The sequence below is a fragment of the Serinicoccus sp. CUA-874 genome (genome assembly GCF_001942225.1).
Taxonomy (GTDB): Bacteria; Actinomycetota; Actinomycetes; order Actinomycetales; family Dermatophilaceae; genus Ornithinicoccus; species Ornithinicoccus marinus.
Map to the genome: position 1 here is coordinate 68,774 of NZ_MKJZ01000036.1, position 16,679 is coordinate 85,452.

General features: G+C 72.0%; 15 protein-coding genes and 3 pseudogenes. 1 reads left to right on the top strand and 17 read right to left on the bottom strand.

What is annotated here, in order from left to right; translation table 11 throughout:
- Positions 1–10: 10 nt before the first annotated feature.
- The 14 genes and pseudogenes from nuoK to BJF80_RS13875 all read right to left on the bottom strand — a co-directional run bounded on the left by nuoK (position 11) and on the right by BJF80_RS13875 (position 13,542).
- Complete coding sequence (nuoK, locus tag BJF80_RS13815; protein WP_022925204.1) at positions 11–310, bottom strand: NADH-quinone oxidoreductase subunit NuoK; 300 nt, start codon at positions 308–310, stop codon at positions 11–13.
- Positions 310–1,212, bottom strand: coding sequence for an NADH-quinone oxidoreductase subunit J (locus tag BJF80_RS13820; protein WP_075814464.1), 903 nt, complete (start codon positions 1,210–1,212; stop codon positions 310–312). The genes nuoK and BJF80_RS13820 overlap by 1 nt, the downstream gene beginning before the upstream one ends.
- Complete coding sequence (nuoI, locus tag BJF80_RS13825) at positions 1,209–1,904, bottom strand: NADH-quinone oxidoreductase subunit NuoI (RefSeq protein ID WP_414899296.1); 696 nt, start codon at positions 1,902–1,904, stop codon at positions 1,209–1,211. The genes BJF80_RS13820 and nuoI overlap by 4 nt, the downstream gene beginning before the upstream one ends.
- The gene (gene nuoH, locus BJF80_RS13830; RefSeq protein ID WP_075814466.1) at positions 1,897–3,333 is read right to left on the bottom strand and encodes an NADH-quinone oxidoreductase subunit NuoH; all 1,437 of its coding nucleotides are present in this window, start codon (positions 3,331–3,333) and stop codon (positions 1,897–1,899) included. Before nuoH ends, nuoI begins: the two co-directional genes overlap by 8 nt.
- Positions 3,330–5,863 (bottom strand): annotated as a pseudogene (locus tag BJF80_RS13835) (NADH-quinone oxidoreductase subunit G). Before BJF80_RS13835 ends, nuoH begins: the two are co-directional and overlap by 4 nt.
- Positions 5,860–7,173, bottom strand: coding sequence for an NADH-quinone oxidoreductase subunit NuoF (gene nuoF / locus BJF80_RS13840; protein WP_075814468.1), 1,314 nt, complete (start codon positions 7,171–7,173; stop codon positions 5,860–5,862). The pseudogene BJF80_RS13835 and the gene nuoF overlap by 4 nt, the downstream one beginning before the upstream one ends.
- Positions 7,170–8,120 carry an NADH-quinone oxidoreductase subunit NuoE gene (gene nuoE, locus BJF80_RS13845; RefSeq protein ID WP_237767635.1) on the bottom strand — a complete coding sequence of 317 codons (951 nt, stop codon included), beginning with the start codon at positions 8,118–8,120 and terminating at the stop codon, positions 7,170–7,172. Before nuoE ends, nuoF begins: the two co-directional genes overlap by 4 nt.
- Positions 8,117–9,520 carry an NADH-quinone oxidoreductase subunit D gene (locus BJF80_RS13850; protein WP_075814470.1) on the bottom strand — a complete coding sequence of 468 codons (1,404 nt, stop codon included), beginning with the start codon at positions 9,518–9,520 and terminating at the stop codon, positions 8,117–8,119. The genes nuoE and BJF80_RS13850 overlap by 4 nt, the downstream gene beginning before the upstream one ends.
- Positions 9,520–10,200: an NADH-quinone oxidoreductase subunit C gene (locus BJF80_RS13855; RefSeq protein ID WP_028131051.1), complete on the bottom strand. Its 681-nt coding sequence runs from the start codon at positions 10,198–10,200 to the stop codon at positions 9,520–9,522. The genes BJF80_RS13850 and BJF80_RS13855 overlap by 1 nt, the downstream gene beginning before the upstream one ends.
- Positions 10,201–10,376: 176 nt before the next feature.
- Positions 10,377–10,931, bottom strand: a complete 555-nt coding sequence (locus tag BJF80_RS13860) for an NADH-quinone oxidoreductase subunit B (RefSeq protein WP_075814472.1) — start codon at positions 10,929–10,931, stop codon at positions 10,377–10,379.
- Positions 10,932–10,965: 34 nt separating this feature from the next.
- The gene (locus BJF80_RS13865) at positions 10,966–11,331 is read right to left on the bottom strand and encodes an NADH-quinone oxidoreductase subunit A (protein WP_022925194.1); all 366 of its coding nucleotides are present in this window, start codon (positions 11,329–11,331) and stop codon (positions 10,966–10,968) included.
- Positions 11,332–11,419: 88 nt separating this feature from the next.
- Positions 11,420–12,577 (bottom strand): geranylgeranyl reductase family protein, encoded by a 1,158-nt coding sequence (locus BJF80_RS13870; RefSeq protein WP_414899298.1) that lies wholly within the window; start codon positions 12,575–12,577, stop codon positions 11,420–11,422.
- A 5-nt stretch (positions 12,578–12,582) separates the two neighbouring features.
- Positions 12,583–12,744, bottom strand: a pseudogene (locus BJF80_RS21655) (FAD-dependent oxidoreductase); the annotation flags it as partial.
- Between the two features lie 93 nt (positions 12,745–12,837).
- The gene (locus BJF80_RS13875) at positions 12,838–13,542 is read right to left on the bottom strand and encodes a demethylmenaquinone methyltransferase (protein WP_075814723.1); all 705 of its coding nucleotides are present in this window, start codon (positions 13,540–13,542) and stop codon (positions 12,838–12,840) included.
- Between BJF80_RS13875 and BJF80_RS13880 the strand changes: the two are divergent.
- Positions 13,541–14,913, top strand: a pseudogene (locus BJF80_RS13880) (isochorismate synthase). The gene BJF80_RS13875 and the pseudogene BJF80_RS13880 overlap by 2 nt on opposite strands.
- On the opposite strand, the gene BJF80_RS13885 reads toward BJF80_RS13880, so the two are convergent.
- From BJF80_RS13885 to BJF80_RS13895, 3 genes are read right to left on the bottom strand one after another with little or no spacing between them, the layout of a single operon-like run.
- On the bottom strand, positions 14,900–15,424 hold the full coding sequence (locus tag BJF80_RS13885; protein WP_075814725.1) for a GNAT family N-acetyltransferase: 525 nt from the start codon (positions 15,422–15,424) through the stop codon (positions 14,900–14,902). The pseudogene BJF80_RS13880 and the gene BJF80_RS13885 sit on opposite strands and share 14 nt — an antisense overlap.
- Positions 15,424–16,074: an MFS transporter gene (locus BJF80_RS13890; RefSeq protein ID WP_158068543.1), complete on the bottom strand. Its 651-nt coding sequence runs from the start codon at positions 16,072–16,074 to the stop codon at positions 15,424–15,426. Before BJF80_RS13890 ends, BJF80_RS13885 begins: the two co-directional genes overlap by 1 nt.
- Complete coding sequence (locus BJF80_RS13895; protein WP_075814476.1) at positions 15,999–16,634, bottom strand: MFS transporter; 636 nt, start codon at positions 16,632–16,634, stop codon at positions 15,999–16,001. The genes BJF80_RS13890 and BJF80_RS13895 overlap by 76 nt, the downstream gene beginning before the upstream one ends.
- Positions 16,635–16,679: the final 45 nt, after the last annotated feature.

The window sequence follows — 16,679 nt, forward strand, 5'->3', positions numbered from 1 at the left end:
CGAGCGCTCCTTACAGCTTCAGCAGGTTGGCGTCGTCGACCGAGGCCGACCGGCGCGCACGGAAGATGGACATGATGATCGCCAGCCCGACGACGACCTCGGCTGCGGCGACGACCATGACGAACAGGGTGTAGACCTGCCCGTCGAGGGTGCCGTGCATGCGGGCGAAGGTGACCAACGCCAGGTTGCAGGCGTTGAGCATGAGCTCGATGCCCATGAAGACGATGATGGTGTTGCGGCGCGTCAGCACGGTGACCGAGCCGAGCGCGAAGAGCACCACGGACAGATAGATGTATGCCTCGAGCCCCATCAGTGCTCACCCCTCCCCTGCTCGTCGGTGCCCTGGCCGCTGTCGCCCAGGTCCGCCTCCGGCTCGACGTCGTGGCCGCGGTTGTCGACGGCGGCGTTGGTGCCCGAGGGCAGGTCCTGCGGCGACTGCTCGGCCGGCGGCTGACCGTCCGCGCGCCCGGTCGACCCGGCCAGACGGTACTCCGCCGGGTTGGTGACCTGGCCGCGCGCGACAAGGACCCGCGGCACCGACTCCTCGATCGGGCTGCCGTCGGGCGCGAGCGCCGGCGTGTCCGCGGCGTTGTGCCGGGCATACACCCCGGGGTTGGGCTTGCCGGCGAGCCACTGGCCCGAGCGCAGCTTGTCCTGCGACGTCTCCCGCTGCGTGCGCCGCGGCGTCAGCCGCTCCCGGTGCGCCAGCACCATCGCGCCCATGACCGCGATGACCAGCAGCGCGCCGAGCGTCTCGAAGATCAGCACCTGCCGCTCGAAGATCTCGCGGGCCAGGGCCGTGACGCTGCCCTCGGCCTGCACCGCCTCGAGCCCGACGGCCTGCGGCCAGGACACCTGCGCCAGGGCCACCGTCGCGACGACGACGAAGAGCGCGCCCAGCCCGAAGGCCCAGACCCGCTGCCCGCGCAGCGTCTCCACGGTCGAGTCGGAGGCGTCCACGCCGACGAGCATGACGACGAAGAGGAAGAGCATCATCACGGCGCCGGAGTAGACGAAGATCTGGATGATGCCGACGAACTCGGCCCGCTGCACGATGTAGATGACGCCGAGGCTGATCATCGTCATGGCCATCCCCATCGCGGCGTGCACGGCCTTGCGCGCGAAGAGCAGCCCGAGGGCGCCCATGACGGCGACGATGGCGAGCACCCAGAACAGTCCGACCTCCATGCCGTCGATCCGGTCGGGGGTCACGACCCGACCTCGACGTCGCGCCCGCTGCCCTCACGTGACTGCACGTAGTCCCGCTGCGCCTGCGTGGGGCCGGTGACCTTGCCCTGGTAGTAGTCGCGCTCCTCCATGCCCTCGACCATGGGGAACGGCGGCGCGAGCATGTCCGGGCGCAGCGGCGCGAGCAGCTGGTGCTTCTCGTAGATGAGCGGCGCCCGCTCGGAGTCGGCCAGCTCGTACTCGTTGGTCATCGTCAGGGCGCGCGTCGGGCAGGCCTCGATGCACAGCCCGCAGAAGATGCACCGCAGGTAGTTGATCTGGTAGACGCGGCCGTAGCGCTCGCCGGGGCTGAAGCGGGCCTCGTCGGTGTTGTCCGCTCCCTCGACGTAGATCGCGTCCGCCGGGCACGCCCAGGCGCACAGCTCGCAGCCGACGCACTTCTCCAGCCCGTCCGGGTGCCGGTTGAGCTGGTGCCGCCCGTGGTAGCGGGTGGCGGTCGGGCGCTTCTCCTCGGGGTACTCCTGCGTCGGGACCTTGCGGAACATCGTGGCGAAGGTCACCCCGAAGCCGGCGACGGGTGCGAAGAGCTGACCCAGGACGCCGGGCTCCTTCTTGCCGCCCGCGGGATCGACGTCGCGCCCGGGGCGGGCCGGGGTCGCGGCGTCCTCCCGGCGGGCGGGCTCGGGGGCGTGCTGAGGCTCGGTCGGGTCAGCCACGGCTCTCCTTCTCATCGGTCGGGCTCGTGCGTGCGTCGTCGGTGTCGGTCGGGGGCTCCCCCGCGGGGACGGTCACCGGGGCGGCCTGCTCGACCGCGGGCCGCGGCTCGACGAGCCGCTGACCGGGCATCGGCGGGACAGGGTAGCCGTCCGCGAACGGGTCGATCTCCTCGGGGACCTCGCGCGCCTCCTCCTTCGCCGCGGCGCGGCGCTGGGCATACCGGTCCCAGACGAGGATCCCGATGAGGACGAAGACGCCGATGCCGCCGAGGGTGAGCACGGTCACCCAGCGGCCCTCGCCGAAGTAGCCCTCCTGGGCCGACCGGATGAGCATGACCGCGACGACCCACACGAGGGACAGCGGGATGAGGATCTTCCACCCCAGCGCCATGAACTGGTCGTAGCGGACGCGCGGCAGCGACCCGCGGACCCAGACGTAGAAGAAGATGAAGGCCCACATCTTGAGGGTGAACCACAGCAGGCCCCACCAGCCCTGGTCGAGCATGCCGTCGCCGACGAGGTTGAGCGGCCACGGCGCGTGCCAGCCGCCCATGAAGAGCGTGGTCGCCAGCGCCGAGACGGTGAACATGTTGATGTACTCGCCGAGGAAGAACATGCCGAACTTCATCGAGGAGTACTCGGTGTGGAAGCCACCGCCGAGCTCGCCCTCACCCTCGGCGAGGTCGAAGGGCAGCCGGTTGGTCTCGCCGATCATCGTGATGACGTAGACGACGAAGCTGAAGAAGAGCGGCACGACGTACCACAGCGGGATGCCCAGCACGGTGGTCTGCTGCTGGGCCTCGACGATCTGGCTGGTCGACATCGACCCGGCGTAGAGGAAGACGGCGACGAGGGACAGTCCCATCGCGATCTCGTAGGAGATGACCTGCGCCGTCGAGCGCAGCCCGCCGAGCAGCGGGTAGGTCGAGCCCGAGGACCAGCCGGCGAGGACGAAGCCGTAGGCGGAGACACCGGCGACGGCGAGCACGAGGAGCACCGCGACCGGGGTGTCGGTGAGCTGCAGCGGCGTGGTGTGGCCGAACATCTCGACGTCGCCGCCCATGGGGATGATGGCGAAGGAGACGAAGGCGAGCGAGGCCACGATCAGCGGCGCCGCGTAGAACATCAGCTTGTCCGCGCCCTTGGGCGTGACGTCCTCCTTGAGGAACAGCTTGATGCCGTCGGCCACGGTCTGCAGCAGCCCGAGCGGGCCGACGCGGTTCGGGCCGGGGCGCTGCTGCATCTGGCCGATGACGCGCCGCTCGAACCAGATGACGATGACGACCGAGAGCATCACGTAGACGAAGAGCAGCGAGGCCTTCATCAGCGACAGCCACCAGGGGGTGTCGCTGAAGTCGGCGGCCGGGAGGTCCTCGGTGAGCAGCGGCACGCTCGCCGCGAGCTCGGGGTATGCCGTCAGCAGGCTCATGCCTCACCTCGCGTGGTCGTGGCGGCGGCGGGGGCAGCGGCGCCGGCCAGGCGCACGACGTCACCGGCGCCGACGCCCAGCGTCGGCCGCACCGTCGAGCCCACCTGGTTGGCCGGCACCCACACCACACCGTCGGGCATCGGGGTGATCGCGGCGGGCAGCGCGATGCCGCCCCGGTCGCTGGACACCTCGACCGGATCGCCGTCGACGACACCGAGCGAGGCCGCGGTGCCCGCTGAGATGCGGGCCACCGGGGTGTGCCGGGTGCCGGCGAGGAAGGGCTCGCCGTCCTGCAGCCGGCCCGCGTCGAGCACCTGGTGCCAGGTCGCCAGCACCGCCTCGCCGGGGCCGACGGCCGCCGGCCCGGTGGCGGGCACGTCCGGCAGGTCGGTCCGGTCGCCGGACCAGTCGCCCAGCGCCTGGATCTCCTGCCGGACCGCGGGCACGGTGCCGGTGCCCAGGGTGACGCCCATCGCGCCGGCCAGGCGGTCCAGGATGACGTGGTCCGAGCTCGCGCCGGACTCGATCGCCCGGTCGAAGGGCCGCGGGCGGCCCTCCCAGTTGAGGAACGACCCGGACTTCTCCTGGTGCGGCGCGACGGGGAGGATGACGTCGGCGAACTCGTGGACCGCGCTCTCGCGGACCTCCAGCGACACGACGAAGGCGCGCGCCAGCGCGCGTCGGGCGAGCTCGGGGTCGGGCAGGTCGTCGATCTCGACGCCCCCGACGACGAGCGCGCCCAGCTCGCCGGACGCGGCGGCCTCGAGGATCGCGGTGGCGTCCCGGCCGGGACCGGCCGGCAGCGCGGCACCGTCCAGGCCCCAGCGCGTGGCGACCTCGTGACGGGCGGTGCCGTCGGAGACCGGTCGGCCACCGGGCAGCAGGCCCGGCAGCGTTCCCATCTCCACACCGCCCCGCTCGCCGGCGCGGCGCGGCACCCAGGCCAGGCGGGCACCGGTGGCCCGCGCCAGCCGGACGGCGGCGGACAACGCGCCCGGCACCATGCCGAGGCGCTCGCCGACGAGGATGACCGCGCGCTCGCCGAGCGCGACGGAGGCGGCGTCGAAGCTGTCCTGCTCGAGCGGGGTCGTCGCGCCGTCCACCTGCTTCTGGCCGCCCTGCTCCCGACGCGTGGTCAGGGCCTGCAGCACCTCGGCCTCGGTGCCCGGTGCGGCGGGCAGCAGCGTGCCGGCCATCTTCTCCAGGCCGCGGGTGGCCCAGGGCGCCACGGCGTAGACCTGGGTGGCGTTCTTGCGCATCGCCTTGCGGAGCCGCAGGAAGACCATCGCGGCCTCCTCCTCGGCCTCCAGGCCCACGAGCAGCACCGAGCTCGCGTGCTCGAGGTCGGTGTAGCTCACGTCGCGGGTCCCGACCACGGTCGAGGCGAGGAAGTCCTCCTCCTCGGCGCTGTGCGGGCGGGCGCGGTGGTCGACGTCGTGGGTGCCGAGCGCGACCCGAGCCAGCTTGGCGTAGGCATACAGGTCCTCGACGCTGCCCCGGCCACCGGGCAGGACCCCGACGCCCCCCGCGTCGCGGGCCGTGGTGAGGCCGGCGGCCGCCGCGGCGTAGGCGTCACGCCAGGAGCTGACGGCGTAGTCGCCGTCGGCACCGCGGACGACCGGGTCGTGCAGCCGGTCCGGGAGCGTGGGGTAGGCGAACGCCCAGCGCCCCTTGTCGCAGTTCCACTCCTCGTTGACCTCGGGGTCGTTCAGCGCCATCCGGCGCAGGACGGTGCCGCGCCGGTGGTCGGTGCGGATGGCGCAGCCACCGGCGCAGTGCTCGCAGACGCTCTCGGTGGAGACGAGGTCGAAGGGGCGCGAGCGGAAGCGGTAGGCGGCGCCGGTCAGCGCGCCGACCGGGCAGATCTGGACGGTGTTGCCGGAGAAGTAGCTCTCGAACGGCTTCTCCTCGTAGATCCCGACCTGCTGCAGCGCGCCGCGCTCGATGAGCGCGATGAACGGGTCGCCGGCGATCTGGTCCGAGAAGCGGGTGCACCGGGCGCACAGCACGCAGCGCTCGCGGTCGAGCAGCACCTGGCTGGAGATGTTGACCGGCTTGGGGAAGGTGCGCTTGACGTCCTCGAAGCGGGACGTCGGGCGGCCATCGGACATCGCCTGGTTCTGCAGCGGGCACTCGCCGCCCTTGTCGCAGACGGGCAGTCCAGCGGGTGGTTGATCAGCAGCAGCTCCATCACACCGCTCTGCGCCTTGTCGGCGACCTCGGAGGTGTGCTGGGTGTTGACGACCATCCCCGGGGAGACGGCGATGGTGCAGGAGGCCTGCGGCTTGGGCATGGGCTTGAGGTTGCCCTCGCGGTCCGGGGTCGACACGTCCACGAGGCACTGCCGGCAGGCGCCCACCGGCTCCAGCAGCGGGTGGTCGCAGAAGCGCGGGACGTGGATGCCGACCTGCTCCGCCGCACGGATGACCAGGGTTCCCTCGGGGACCGAGACGGGCACGTCGTCGATCGTGACGTCGACCATCTTCACCTCGGCGTCCTGCTCGGCGCGGGCGTCGGTGTCGATACTCATGCGGGCTGGCTCTCCTTCGCGAAGAGGGTGTTGCGCTCGGCCGGGAAGAGCTCGTGCCACGGGGTGTGCATCCCCTGCTCGAACTCCTCGCGGAAGTACTTGATGCCGGACGTGACGGGGCTGGTGGCACCGTCGCCCAGCGCGCAGAAGCTGCGGCCGAGGATGTTGTCGCAGATGTCGTCGAGCTTCTCGATGTCGCCCTCGCGACCCTGGCCGGCCTCCAGCCGGGCCAGGATCTGCTTGAGCCAGAAGGTGCCCTCGCGGCACGGGGTGCACTTGCCGCACGACTCGTGGGCGTAGAAGTCGATCCACCGCGAGACCGCACGGACGACCGAGACGGACTCGTCGAAGATCTGCAGCGCGCGGGTGCCCAGCATGGACCCCTCCGCCGCCACCGACTCGAAGTCGAGCGGCACGTCGAGGTGCTCGTCGGTGAAGATCGGCGTCGAGGACCCGCCAGGGGTCCAGAACTTCAGCTTCTTGCCGCCACGCATCCCGCCGGCCATGTCGATGAGCTCGCGCAGCGTGATGCCGAGCGGCGCCTCGTACTGCCCGGGACGCTCGACGTGCCCGGAGAGGCTGAAGAGCCCGAAGCCCTGCGACTTCTCGGTGCCCATGCCGGCGAACCAGTCCGCCCCGTGCAGCACGATCGGTGGCACCGAGGCGATGGACTCGACGTTGTTGACGACGGTGGGCCGGGCGTAGAGGCCCGCGACGGCGGGGAACGGCGGCTTGAGGCGCGGCTGCCCACGTCGGCCCTCGAGGGAGTCCAGCAGCGCGGTCTCCTCGCCGCAGATGTATGCCCCGGCGCCCGCGTGCACGGTGATGTCCAGGTCGAAGCCGGTGCCGAGGATGTCCTTGCCGAGGTAGCCCGCGGCATACGCCTCCTCGACGGCCCGCATGAGCCGGCGGTAGACGTGCACGATCTCGCCGCGCACGTAGATGAAGGCGTGGTGGCAGTCGATCGCCAACGAGGTGATGATCATGCCCTCGATGAGGAAGTGCGGGGCCGCCATCATGAGCGGGGTGTCCTTGCAGGTGCCCGGCTCGGACTCGTCGGCGTTGACGACGAGGTAGCGGGGGCCGCCGTCCGGCGGGGGCAGGAAGCCCCACTTCATGCCGGTCGGGAAGCCGGCGCCGCCGCGTCCGCGCAGCCCGGACTCCTTGGCCGCGGCGACGAGGTCGGTGGGGTCCATCTTCAGCGCCGCACGCAGGCCGTCGTAGCCCTCGTGCTGCTCGTAGGTCTCCAGTGTCCACGACCGCTCGACGTCCCAGAAGGCGGACAGGATCGGGGTCAGCTGCGTGCTCACGCGTCGTCTCCCTCGTGCGTCTCGTCGACGTCCTTGACGCCCTCGGAGGTCGGGACCTCGTCGGGCTCGTTGGCGTCCGTGTTCACCGAGTCGTGCTGGCCGGCCGCGAGGCCGCCGCCCGCCTGCCCCTCGGCGGTGGGCTCGGTGTCGGTCTCCGGCTCGGGGCGGGGTGCGGTCCACCCCTTCTCCTTGGCGAGCAGGGTGCCGCGCAGCGAGGGCTCCCCCGCTCCCGGCCCCTCGTCGGCCAGGCCGTCCGGGAAGCCGGCGAGCACGCGGGACACCTGCTTGAAGGTGCAGAGCCGGGACGGACCGCGGGTCGGGGTGACCGGCTCTCCGGCGCGCAGCCGGTCGGTCAGCGCCTTGGTGCTCTCGGGGGTCTGGTCGTCGAAGAACTCCCAGTTGACCATGACCACCGGCGCGTAGTCGCAGGCGGCGTTGCACTCGACCCGCTCGAGGGTGATCGTGCCGTCCTCGGTGGTCTCGTCGTGCCCGACCCCGAGGTGCTCGCTCACCTCGTCGAAGATCTGGTCGCCGCCCATGATGGCGCACAGGGTGTTGGTGCAGACGCCGACGGTGTACTCGCCGTTGGGGTGCCGCTTGTACTGCGTGTAGAAGGTCGCGACCCCGCTGACCTCGGCGGTCGTCAGGTCGAGCAGCTCGGCGCACAGCTGAACGCCGCGGCCGGTGACGTAGCCGTCCACCGACTGCACCAGGTGCAGCATCGGCAGCAGCGCGGAGCGCTTCTGCGGGTAGCGGGCGATGATGAGCTCGCTGTCCGCCACGAGCTGGGCCCGGACGTCCTCCGGGTATGCCTCCTCCGAGGCGTGCAGCGGCGTGTGGTGGTGGAGCGGTCCGTGGTCCGCGTGGCCCGCGACGCTGTGGTGGACGCGCCGCTCGGAGGCCTCCTCGAGCTGGCTGCGCATGTCCTCCTGCTCATGAGCCGTCATCGGTCCACTCCTCCCATCACCGGGTCGATCGAGGCGACCGCGACGATCACGTCGGCGACCAGGCTGCCCTCGGACATCGCCGAGGCCGCCTGGAGGTTGTTGAAGCTCGGGTCCCGGAAGTGGACGCGGTAGGGCCGGGTGCCGCCGTCGGAGACCGCGTGCACCCCCAGCTCGCCCTTGGGCGACTCCACCGCGGCATACGCCTGCCCGGGCGGGACCCGGAAGCCCTCGGTCACCAGCTTGAAGTGGTGGATGAGCGACTCCATGGACTCGCCCATGATCCGGCGGATGTGGTCCAGGCTGTTGCCCTGCCCGTCCGCGCCGACCGACAGCTGCGCCGGCCAGGCGATCTTCTTGTCGGCCACCATGACCGGCTCGCCCTGGCTCGCGCGCAGCCGGGCGATGGCCTGCTCGGCGATCCGCAGCGACTGCCAGATCTCGTCCAGCCGGATGCAGATGCGGCTGTAGGCGTCCATGTCGCGGCGGGTGATGACGTCGAAGTCGTAGGTCTCGTAGCCGCAGTAGGGCTCGTCCTTGCGCAGGTCGTGCGGCAGGCCGGTCGAGCGCAGGATCGGTCCGGTGATGCCCAGCGCCATGCAGCTGGCGAGGGAGAGGTAGCCCACGTCGACGGTGCGGCCCTTGAGGACCGGGCTCTCCAGCAGCAGCTTCTCCAGCTCGCCGATCCCGCGCCGCAGCGCGGGCAGCTCGGCCTCGAACTGGTCCAGGTGCTCGGGCAGGACGTCCTGGGCGACGCCGCCGGGCCGGACGTAGGCGTTGTTCATGCGCAGCCCCGACACGGCCTCGAAGAAGCGCAGCAGCCGCTCCCGCTCCCGGAACCCGGTCGTCATGACCGTGGTGGCACCCAGCTCCATGCCACCGGTCGCCAGCGCGATGAGGTGGGAGCCGATGCGGTTGAGCTCCATCATGAGGACGCGGATGTCGCTGGCGCGCTGCGGGATCTGGTCGGTGATGCCGAGCAGCTTCTCGACCGACAGGCAGTAGGCGGTCTCGTTGAAGATCGGCGTGAGGTAGTCCATCCGGGTGCAGAACGTGGTCCCCTGCACCCAGGTGCGGAACTCCATGTTCTTCTCGATGCCGGTGTGGAGGTAGCCGATCCCCGCACGGGCCTCCCGCACGGTCTCGCCGTCGAGCTCCAGGATGAGCCGGAGCACGCCGTGCGTGGAGGGGTGCTGCGGCCCCATGTTGACCACGATGCGCTCCGCGCCGAGGGTCGCGACGTCCTTGGCGATGTCGTCCCAGTCGCCGCCACCGGCGGTGTAGACGGCGCCGCCGTCGACGGAGTCCGAGGTCGGTCCGCCCTCGGCATACAGGTCCGTCGGGGTGCCGCCGAGGTAGTCGGCGCCCTGGTCTGCCTTGGTCTGGTCGTGCGTGGTCGCCATCAGGTGTAGCTCCTCCGCTGGTCGGGAGCCGGGATGGTGGCCCCCTTGTACTCGACCGGGATGCCGCCGAGCGGGTAGTCCTTGCGCTGCGGGTGCCCGGGCCAGTCGTCCGGCATGAGGATGCGGGTCAGCCCCGGGTGCCCCTCGAAGACGATGCCGAACATGTCCCAGGTCTCGCGCTCGTGCCAGTCGTTGGCCGGGTAGATGCCGACGATCGACGGGATCCGCGGGTCGTCGTCCGGACAGGTGACCTCGATGCGCACCCGGCGCACGCCGTGGGTGATCGACTGGAAGTGGTATACCGCGTGCAGCTCCGCGCCGGTCTGCTCGGGCCAGTGCACCCCGGAGACCCCGGTGCAGATCTCGAAGCGCAGCCGCGGGTCGTCCCGCAGCGGGCGGACGAGCGCCTGCAGGTGGTCACGGTGCACGTGCAGCGTCAGCTCCCCGCGGTCGACGACCACGCGCTCCAGCCCGGCGGCGACAGCCTGCGGGGCGGCCGCCTGCAGGGCGTCCACGACCTCGTCGAAGTAGGAGCCGTAGGGCCGCTCCGCGGCGCCGGGGAAGAGCACAGGCGCGTCCAGCCCGCCGTAGCCCGAGGTGTCGCTGCCCATCGACCCGCCGAACATCCCCTGCTTGCGGGCCATCGTGACCGGCTCGCCGGCGCTCTGCGCCGCCGGCACCGAGCCGCCCGCGGTCTCCTGGGCGGTCCCGGTGTCGACCTTCTGGCCCTCGGTCCGCGAGGGGGCGTGCTCCTCGTCGAGGGTGGTCTCCTGCGTCGCCGGCTCGCGGTTCGGGGTCTCCGGGCCGGTCTCGACCTTGTCGCCGGCGCTGTCGTCACGCGTGGTGTCGTCCGCGCTCACGCGAGCAGCCCCTTCATCTCGGAGGTCGGCATCGCCTTCATGGCAGCCGCCTCGGCCGCGCGGGCCGCGGCCTCGCGGTCGACGGAGAACTTGAACTCACGGATCTGCTTCTGCAGCTCCAGGATGGCGTTGAGCAGCATCTCGGGCCGGGGCGGACACCCGGGGAGGTAGACGTCGACCGGCACGATGTGGTCCACGCCCTGCACGATCGCGTAGTTGTTGAACATGCCGCCCGAGCTGGCGCAGACGCCCATCGAGATGACCCACTTGGGGTTGGGCATCTGGTCGTAGACCTGGCGCACGACCGGCGCCATCTTCTGCGACACGCGCCCGGCGACGATCATCAGGTCAGCCTGGCGCGGGGTCGCCGCGAAGCGCTCCATCCCGAACCGGGCGATGTCGTAGTCGGGGGTGCCGACGGCCATCATCTCGATGGCGCAGCAGGCCAGCCCGAAGGTCGCCGGCCACACGGAGTACTGCCGCAGCTGGCCGGCCAGTCCTTCGACCGTCGTCAGCATGATCCCACCGGGGATCTTGTCCTCGAGACCCATCGTCAGCTCACCACACTCTCGGAGTTGTGCACGTTCAGTCCCATTCCAGCCCGCCCCTGCTCCACTCGTAGACGAAGGGCACCGAGACGACGACGAGGAAGAGCAGCATCGCCAGCACGGAGAACAGCCCGACCTGGTCGAAGGCCACGGCGAAGGGGTAGAGGAAGAGCACCTCGACGTCGAAGACGATGAAGAGCATCGCCGTGAGGTAGTACTTGACCGGCACGCGCCCGCCCTCGTGCGCCTGCGGCGTCGGCTGGATCCCGCACTCGTAGGCCTCGGCCTTGGCGCGGTTGTAGGTCACCCGGCCCAGCAGCCCCCCGCCGAAGACCGACCCGAAGGCGAAGAGCAGGCCGAAGAAGAGGAAGAAGATGATGGGCAGATAGGGGTGGTAGTCCATGTCTTGCCTCAGCACTCCTTTCGGGACAGGCCCAGCGCTGGGCTCACCGGGGTCGCGCGCATACTTATCCTAAGGTCAACACAGCGTCTCATGCCGCCGGAGTCATCCTGCTCAGGGCGTTGATGACGCGGTCGTCGAGCCCGCCGCCGCGCTCCTGCGGCAGGTTGGCCATGATCTTGAGCAGCAACCGCATGAGCGAGCGGCGCGGCAGGCCGTACTTCACCGCGAGCCGCATGATCTCGGGCTTGCCGATGAGCGTGGCGAAGCCGCGGCCGAGGGTGTAGTAGCCGCCGAGGGCGTCCTTCATGGCCGCGGTGTAGCTGTGGAGCACGGCCTCCCGCTCCCCCGGCGTGGCCCGCGCCAGCGCCGCGCTGATGACCTCGGCGGCGTGCCGTCCGGCCTCCATCGCCTCGGCGATCCCCTCGCCGTTGAACGGGTTGACCATGCCGCCGGCGTCACCGACGAGCAGCAGCCCCCGGTCGTAGAGCGGCTGCCGGTTGAAGCACATCGGCAGCGCGGCACCCCGGATCGGGGCCTGGCGGGTCTCCTCGGAGAAACCCCAGCCCTCCGGCATCGTCTCCACCCACCGCCGCATGACGTCGCGGTAGTCGAAGGTGCCGAAGGCCTCCGAGGTGTCGAGGATCCCGAGGCCGACGTTGGCGGTGCCGTCGCCCAGCGGGAAGATCCAGCCGTAGCCGGGCATGAGCTCGTCCCGCTCCCCGCGCGCGTCCTTCGTCCACAGCTCCAGCCAGGACTCGAGGTAGGCGTCGTCGTGCCGCGGGGTCTCGTAGTAGGCCCGCACCGCGACCCCCATCGGCCGGTCGTCGCGCTTGGGACGGTCCATCCCGAGCGAGAGCCGGCTGGAGTTGCCGTCGGCGGCCACGACGACCTGGGCCCGGAACTCACGGCGCTCCCCCGTGGCCCGCCCGTCCGGACCCATGACCTTGGCCTGCACGCCGCAGATGTGACCGCGCCCGTCGAGGACCGGCGTCTGGACGTTGATGCCCTCGAGGAGCCGCGCCCCGCGCGCCGCGGCGTGGCGGGCCAGGGTCTCGTCCAGGTCCTGCCGGGTCCGCACCAGCCGAAGGGCGGGAAGGTCGCGTTGCCGGGCCAGTCGAGCTCCAGGCGCATCCCGCCGCCGATGATCCGCAGACCCCGGGTGCGGTGCCAGCCGTCGGCCTCGTCGATGGGGACGCCGAGGTGGATCAGCTCGCGGACGGCGCGCGGGGTGAGCCCGTCGCCGCAGATCTTGTCGCGCGGGAAGGTGGACTTCTCCAGCAGCAGGACGTCGAGGCCGTGGGACGCGAGGTAGGCGGCGGTGCTCGAGCCTCCCGGCCCGGCGCCGACGACGATGACGTCGGCTGTCTCGACCTGCTCACTCACTGTTGGCGCCTCGCTTGTGACAACGTTCACGAACTCTGCGAAGTCTAGGCTCCTGCCGGCCGCCGGATCGGCGCAGGGACGCCTCAGACCAAATACGTCAGGACGACGCGGGCTAATGGGCGATCAGTCGACGGGGGCGACCGCGTGGTGCAGCGCGACGACACCGGCGCTGAGGTTGCGCCACCGCACCTGCTCCCACCCGGCCGCGCGGACCTGCTGCGCCAGCTCGCGCTGGGCGGGCCAGGCGCGGATCGACTCGGCGAGGTAGACGTAGCTCTCCGGGTTGGAGCTGACGCGGCGGGCCACGCGGGGCAGGGCCCGCATGAGGTAGTTGTTGTAGACGGTGGAGAAGACCGGCACGACCGGCCGGCTGAACTCGCAGACCACGAGCCGGCCGCCCGGGCGGACCACCCGGAGGAACTCGCGCAGGGCCGCCTCGACGTCCGCGACGTTGCGCAGCCCGAAGCTCATCGTCACCACGTCGAAGGCGCCGTCGGCGAAGGGCAGCCGCATCGCGTCGGCGGCCGTGAACGGCAGGTCGGGCCGCCGGCGGTAGCCCTCGGTGAGCATGCCCAGGGAGAAGTCCGCGGGGACCACCTGGACACCGCGGTCGGCATACGGCTCGCTGGAGGTGCCGGTGCCAGCGGCGATGTCGAGGACCCGGTCCCCCTGCGCCGCGTCGACCGCCTTGACGACCGCGTGCCGCCACAGGTGGTCCATGCCTCCGCTCAGCACGGTGTTGGTGACGTCGTAGCGCCGGGCCACGCCGTCGAACATCCGGGCCACCTCGTGCGGCTGCTTGTCGAGGTCGGCGCGCGTCGGGCTCATGCGGGCCATCCTCCCATCACGTCCTACAGTGGTCGGCTGTGGCTGTGACCCGCACCCTGCCCCGCCTGCGCGCCCGCACCCTCGCGGTCGACGCCCCGGGCGACCTCCTGACCCGGGTGCCGACGAGGTCGACCCGCGCGACGTCGTGGCCTGGCTGCGCGAGGGCGACGGCCTGGTCGGGTGGGGCCGGGTGGCCGGGGTGAGCGCCACCGGGCCGGACCGGTTCCGCGAGGCCGAGACGTGGTGGACGCAGGTGCGCGCCGCGGCCGAGGTCGAGGACGAGGTCCGGCTGCCCGGCACCGGTCTCGTGACCTTCGGCTCCTTCACCTTCTCCGCCGACTCCCGGGACGAGAGCGTCCTCACGATCCCCCGGGTCGTCATCGGGCGCCGGGACGGCCTGGCCTGGGTCACCCAGGTGGTCGCCGAGGACGAACCGTGGCCGGTCGAGCACCCCGCGGAGCTGCTGGGGCGCGTCAATGAGGACATCGAGGTGGCCGACCCGCTGGTCGAGTCCGACGGCTCCGTGGGCGCCGAGGACTGGCCGGGCGTCGTGGCGGCCGCGGTGCGCCGGATCGACCAGGGTGAGGTCGACAAGGTGGTGCTGGCCCGGGACGTGACGGTGCGGCACCGCGAGGGTCGGGTGGTGCGGGTCGCCCCGGTGCTCGAGCGGCTGGAGAAGCGGTATGCCGCCACCTGGACCTTCGCCGTCTCGGGGCTGGTGGGGGCCACCCCGGAGATGCTGGTCCGGCTGCAGGGCGGCACGGTCCGCTCGCGGGTCCTGGCCGGCACGATCCGACGGCCGAACGGCATCCCCGCTCCCGACACCGACGTGCCCGGCACCGGCGACCCCACGCACCCGGTCGACCCTCGGCTGCGGCTCGTCAGCAGCACCAAGGACCTGGACGAGCACGACTACGCCGTGCGGTCGGTGGCCGAAGCCTGGCGCCGCACTGCAGCGACCTCGTCGTGCCGGAGGCGCCCTACGTGCTGGAGCTGCCGGACGTCTACCACCTCGCCAGCGACCTCATCGGCACCATGCACAGCGAGGCCACCTCGCTGCGGCTGGCCGCGGCGCTGCACCCCTCGGCGGCGGTCTGCGGCACCCCCACCGAGGCGGCGGCGCGGGTGATCGGCGAGCTCGAGGGCATGGACCGCGGCCGGTATGCCGGCCCGGTCGGCTGGATGGACGGCTCCGGCGACGGCGACTGGGGCATCGCGCTGCGCTGCGGCGAGCTGGCCGACGACCGGCACTCGATGCGGATCTTCGCCGGCGGCGGGATCGTCGCGGCCTCCGACCCGGCCGCCGAGCTGGCCGAGACCGAGGTCAAGCTCACCGCGATGCGGCACGCCCTGGGCCTCACCGACGCCTGAGCGGCACCACCGGGGCCGGGATCCAGTAGCGGCGCTTGGGCATGCCGCCGCCGGGCGGGGTGCGCAGGTCCGCGAGGACTCCGCCGCAGCGCTCGATGGCTCGCGCGGAGCCGACGTTGTCGTCGTCGCAGGTCACCAGCACGTCCCCCACGCCGAGGCCGCGCAGCCGCTCGACCGACTGGCGCAGGATCTCGGTGGCGTGGCCGCGACGGCGGAAAGGCGGGGCGACGGCATACCCCACGTGGCCGCCGACCTCGCGCAGGAAGGGCGTGAGCTCGTGCCGGATCGACACCCGACCCACCGGTATGCCCTCGGCCTCGGCCACGAGGAAGTCCGCGCGCACCCGGCCCGGGGGCAGGTCGGACCCGTCGGCCTCGCGCCGCACCTGCGCCAGGATCTCCTCCCAGCTCCCCTGGGCGAGCAGCAGGTCGAAGCCCTCGACGGCGAGCTGCTCGTGCATGCGGCGCAGCGCGGTCTCGTCGGCCTCGGTGGGCGGGCGCAGGGTGAGCATCACCCCAGGGTGGCGGGCGCGCGCCCGGGGCGGCCAGCCGTTTTCTCCCGCATCACCGGGGACAGCACGAGGAGCAGCCCGAGGAAGCCGACGACGAGGAAGAGCGCGCGGTCCAGCCCGATGGCCTCGGCGAGCACGCCGATCGTCGGGGCGCCGAAGAGGAAGGCGCCGTAGGCGATGGTCGACACCGAGGTGATGGCCCGGTTGCCCCGCCCGGGCACCTCGCCGGCGGCGGAGATCGCGGCCGGGAAGATCGTGGCCACGCCGAGCCCCCACATCAGCCCGCCGACCAGCGCCAGCGTGAGCGAGGAGGTCAGGGTGACGAGCAGGATGGCTGCGGCCGCCAGCACCGCCCCGGTGCGCATCACGGTGGCGCGCCCGAAGCGGTCGATGGCCGCGCCGCCGGCGAGCCGCCCGATCGTCATCGTCAGGTTGAAGGCGGTGAGGGTCAGCGCACCGAAGGCGGCGGGCGCCCCGTGCACGTCCACGAGCAGCAGCGCCAGCCAGTCGTTGGCCGACCCCTCGGCCAGGGCACCGGCGAGGCAGATGAGCCCGATGAGCACCTCGGTCGCGGTCAGCCCGCGCCGTGCCGGCTCGGGGGCAGCCCCGGACGCTGCGCCGCCGTCGGGCACCGGCTCCGGATCCAGCACCTCCGGCGCCTCGGGCACGAAGCGGCTCGCCCCCAGACCCCGGCGACCGCCGCCACCGCGGCAAGCACCGGCAGCTGGCCGAGCCCGATCCCCCACCACGCCGCGAGCGCGCCCGACCCGGCGCCGAGCACCGCACCCCCGGAGAAGGCGGCGTGGAAGTAGGGCATGAGCGAGCGGTGGCGCGACTGCTCGACATGGGTGCCCTGGATGTTCATGGCGACGTCCCAGACGCCGATGTTCATGCCGGTGAGCACGAGGATGCCGAGCAGCACCGGCACCGAGGGCGCGAGCGCCACCAGCCCCCACCCCAGGCACCCGAGCAGCACGGTGACGAGCACCACCCGGCGGGACCCGAAGCGGTCCACCGCCCGGCCGGTGAAGGGCATCGCGAGCAACGAGCCCAGGCCCATCCCCATGAGCACCAGACCCAGCTGTGCCTTGTCGGCACCGAGGTGGTCGCGCACGGCGGGGACCCGGGAGAGGGCCTGGCCCATGACATACCCCGAGCTCGCGAAGACCACGAGCACCGCGAGCACCGACCCGCGCACGTCCCGCTCCACGCGGTCCTCCTCCTCAGTCCCACGAAAATCCCCTGACGGACCAGC

What these genes read in the sequence shown, in the direction of transcription:
- BJF80_RS13860 (WP_075814472.1), bottom strand. Translation starts at nt 10,931, where the DNA reads ATGGGTCTCGAGGACAAGATCCCCGGTGGGATCATGCTGACGACGGTC.
- BJF80_RS13850 (WP_075814470.1), bottom strand. Translation starts at nt 9,520, where the DNA reads ATGGCGACCACGCACGACCAGACCAAGGCAGACCAGGGCGCCGACTAC.
- BJF80_RS13865 (WP_022925194.1), bottom strand. Translation starts at nt 11,331, where the DNA reads ATGGACTACCACCCCTATCTGCCCATCATCTTCTTCCTCTTCTTCGGC.
- BJF80_RS13885 (WP_075814725.1), bottom strand. Translation starts at nt 15,424, where the DNA reads ATGCTCACCCTGCGCCCGCCCACCGAGGCCGACGAGACCGCGCTGCGC.
- nuoK (WP_022925204.1), bottom strand. Translation starts at nt 310, where the DNA reads ATGGGGCTCGAGGCATACATCTATCTGTCCGTGGTGCTCTTCGCGCTC.
- nuoE (WP_237767635.1), bottom strand. Translation starts at nt 8,120, where the DNA reads ATGACGGCTCATGAGCAGGAGGACATGCGCAGCCAGCTCGAGGAGGCC.
- BJF80_RS13875 (WP_075814723.1), bottom strand. Translation starts at nt 13,542, where the DNA reads ATGAGCCCGACGCGCGCCGACCTCGACAAGCAGCCGCACGAGGTGGCC.
- nuoH (WP_075814466.1), bottom strand. Translation starts at nt 3,333, where the DNA reads ATGAGCCTGCTGACGGCATACCCCGAGCTCGCGGCGAGCGTGCCGCTG.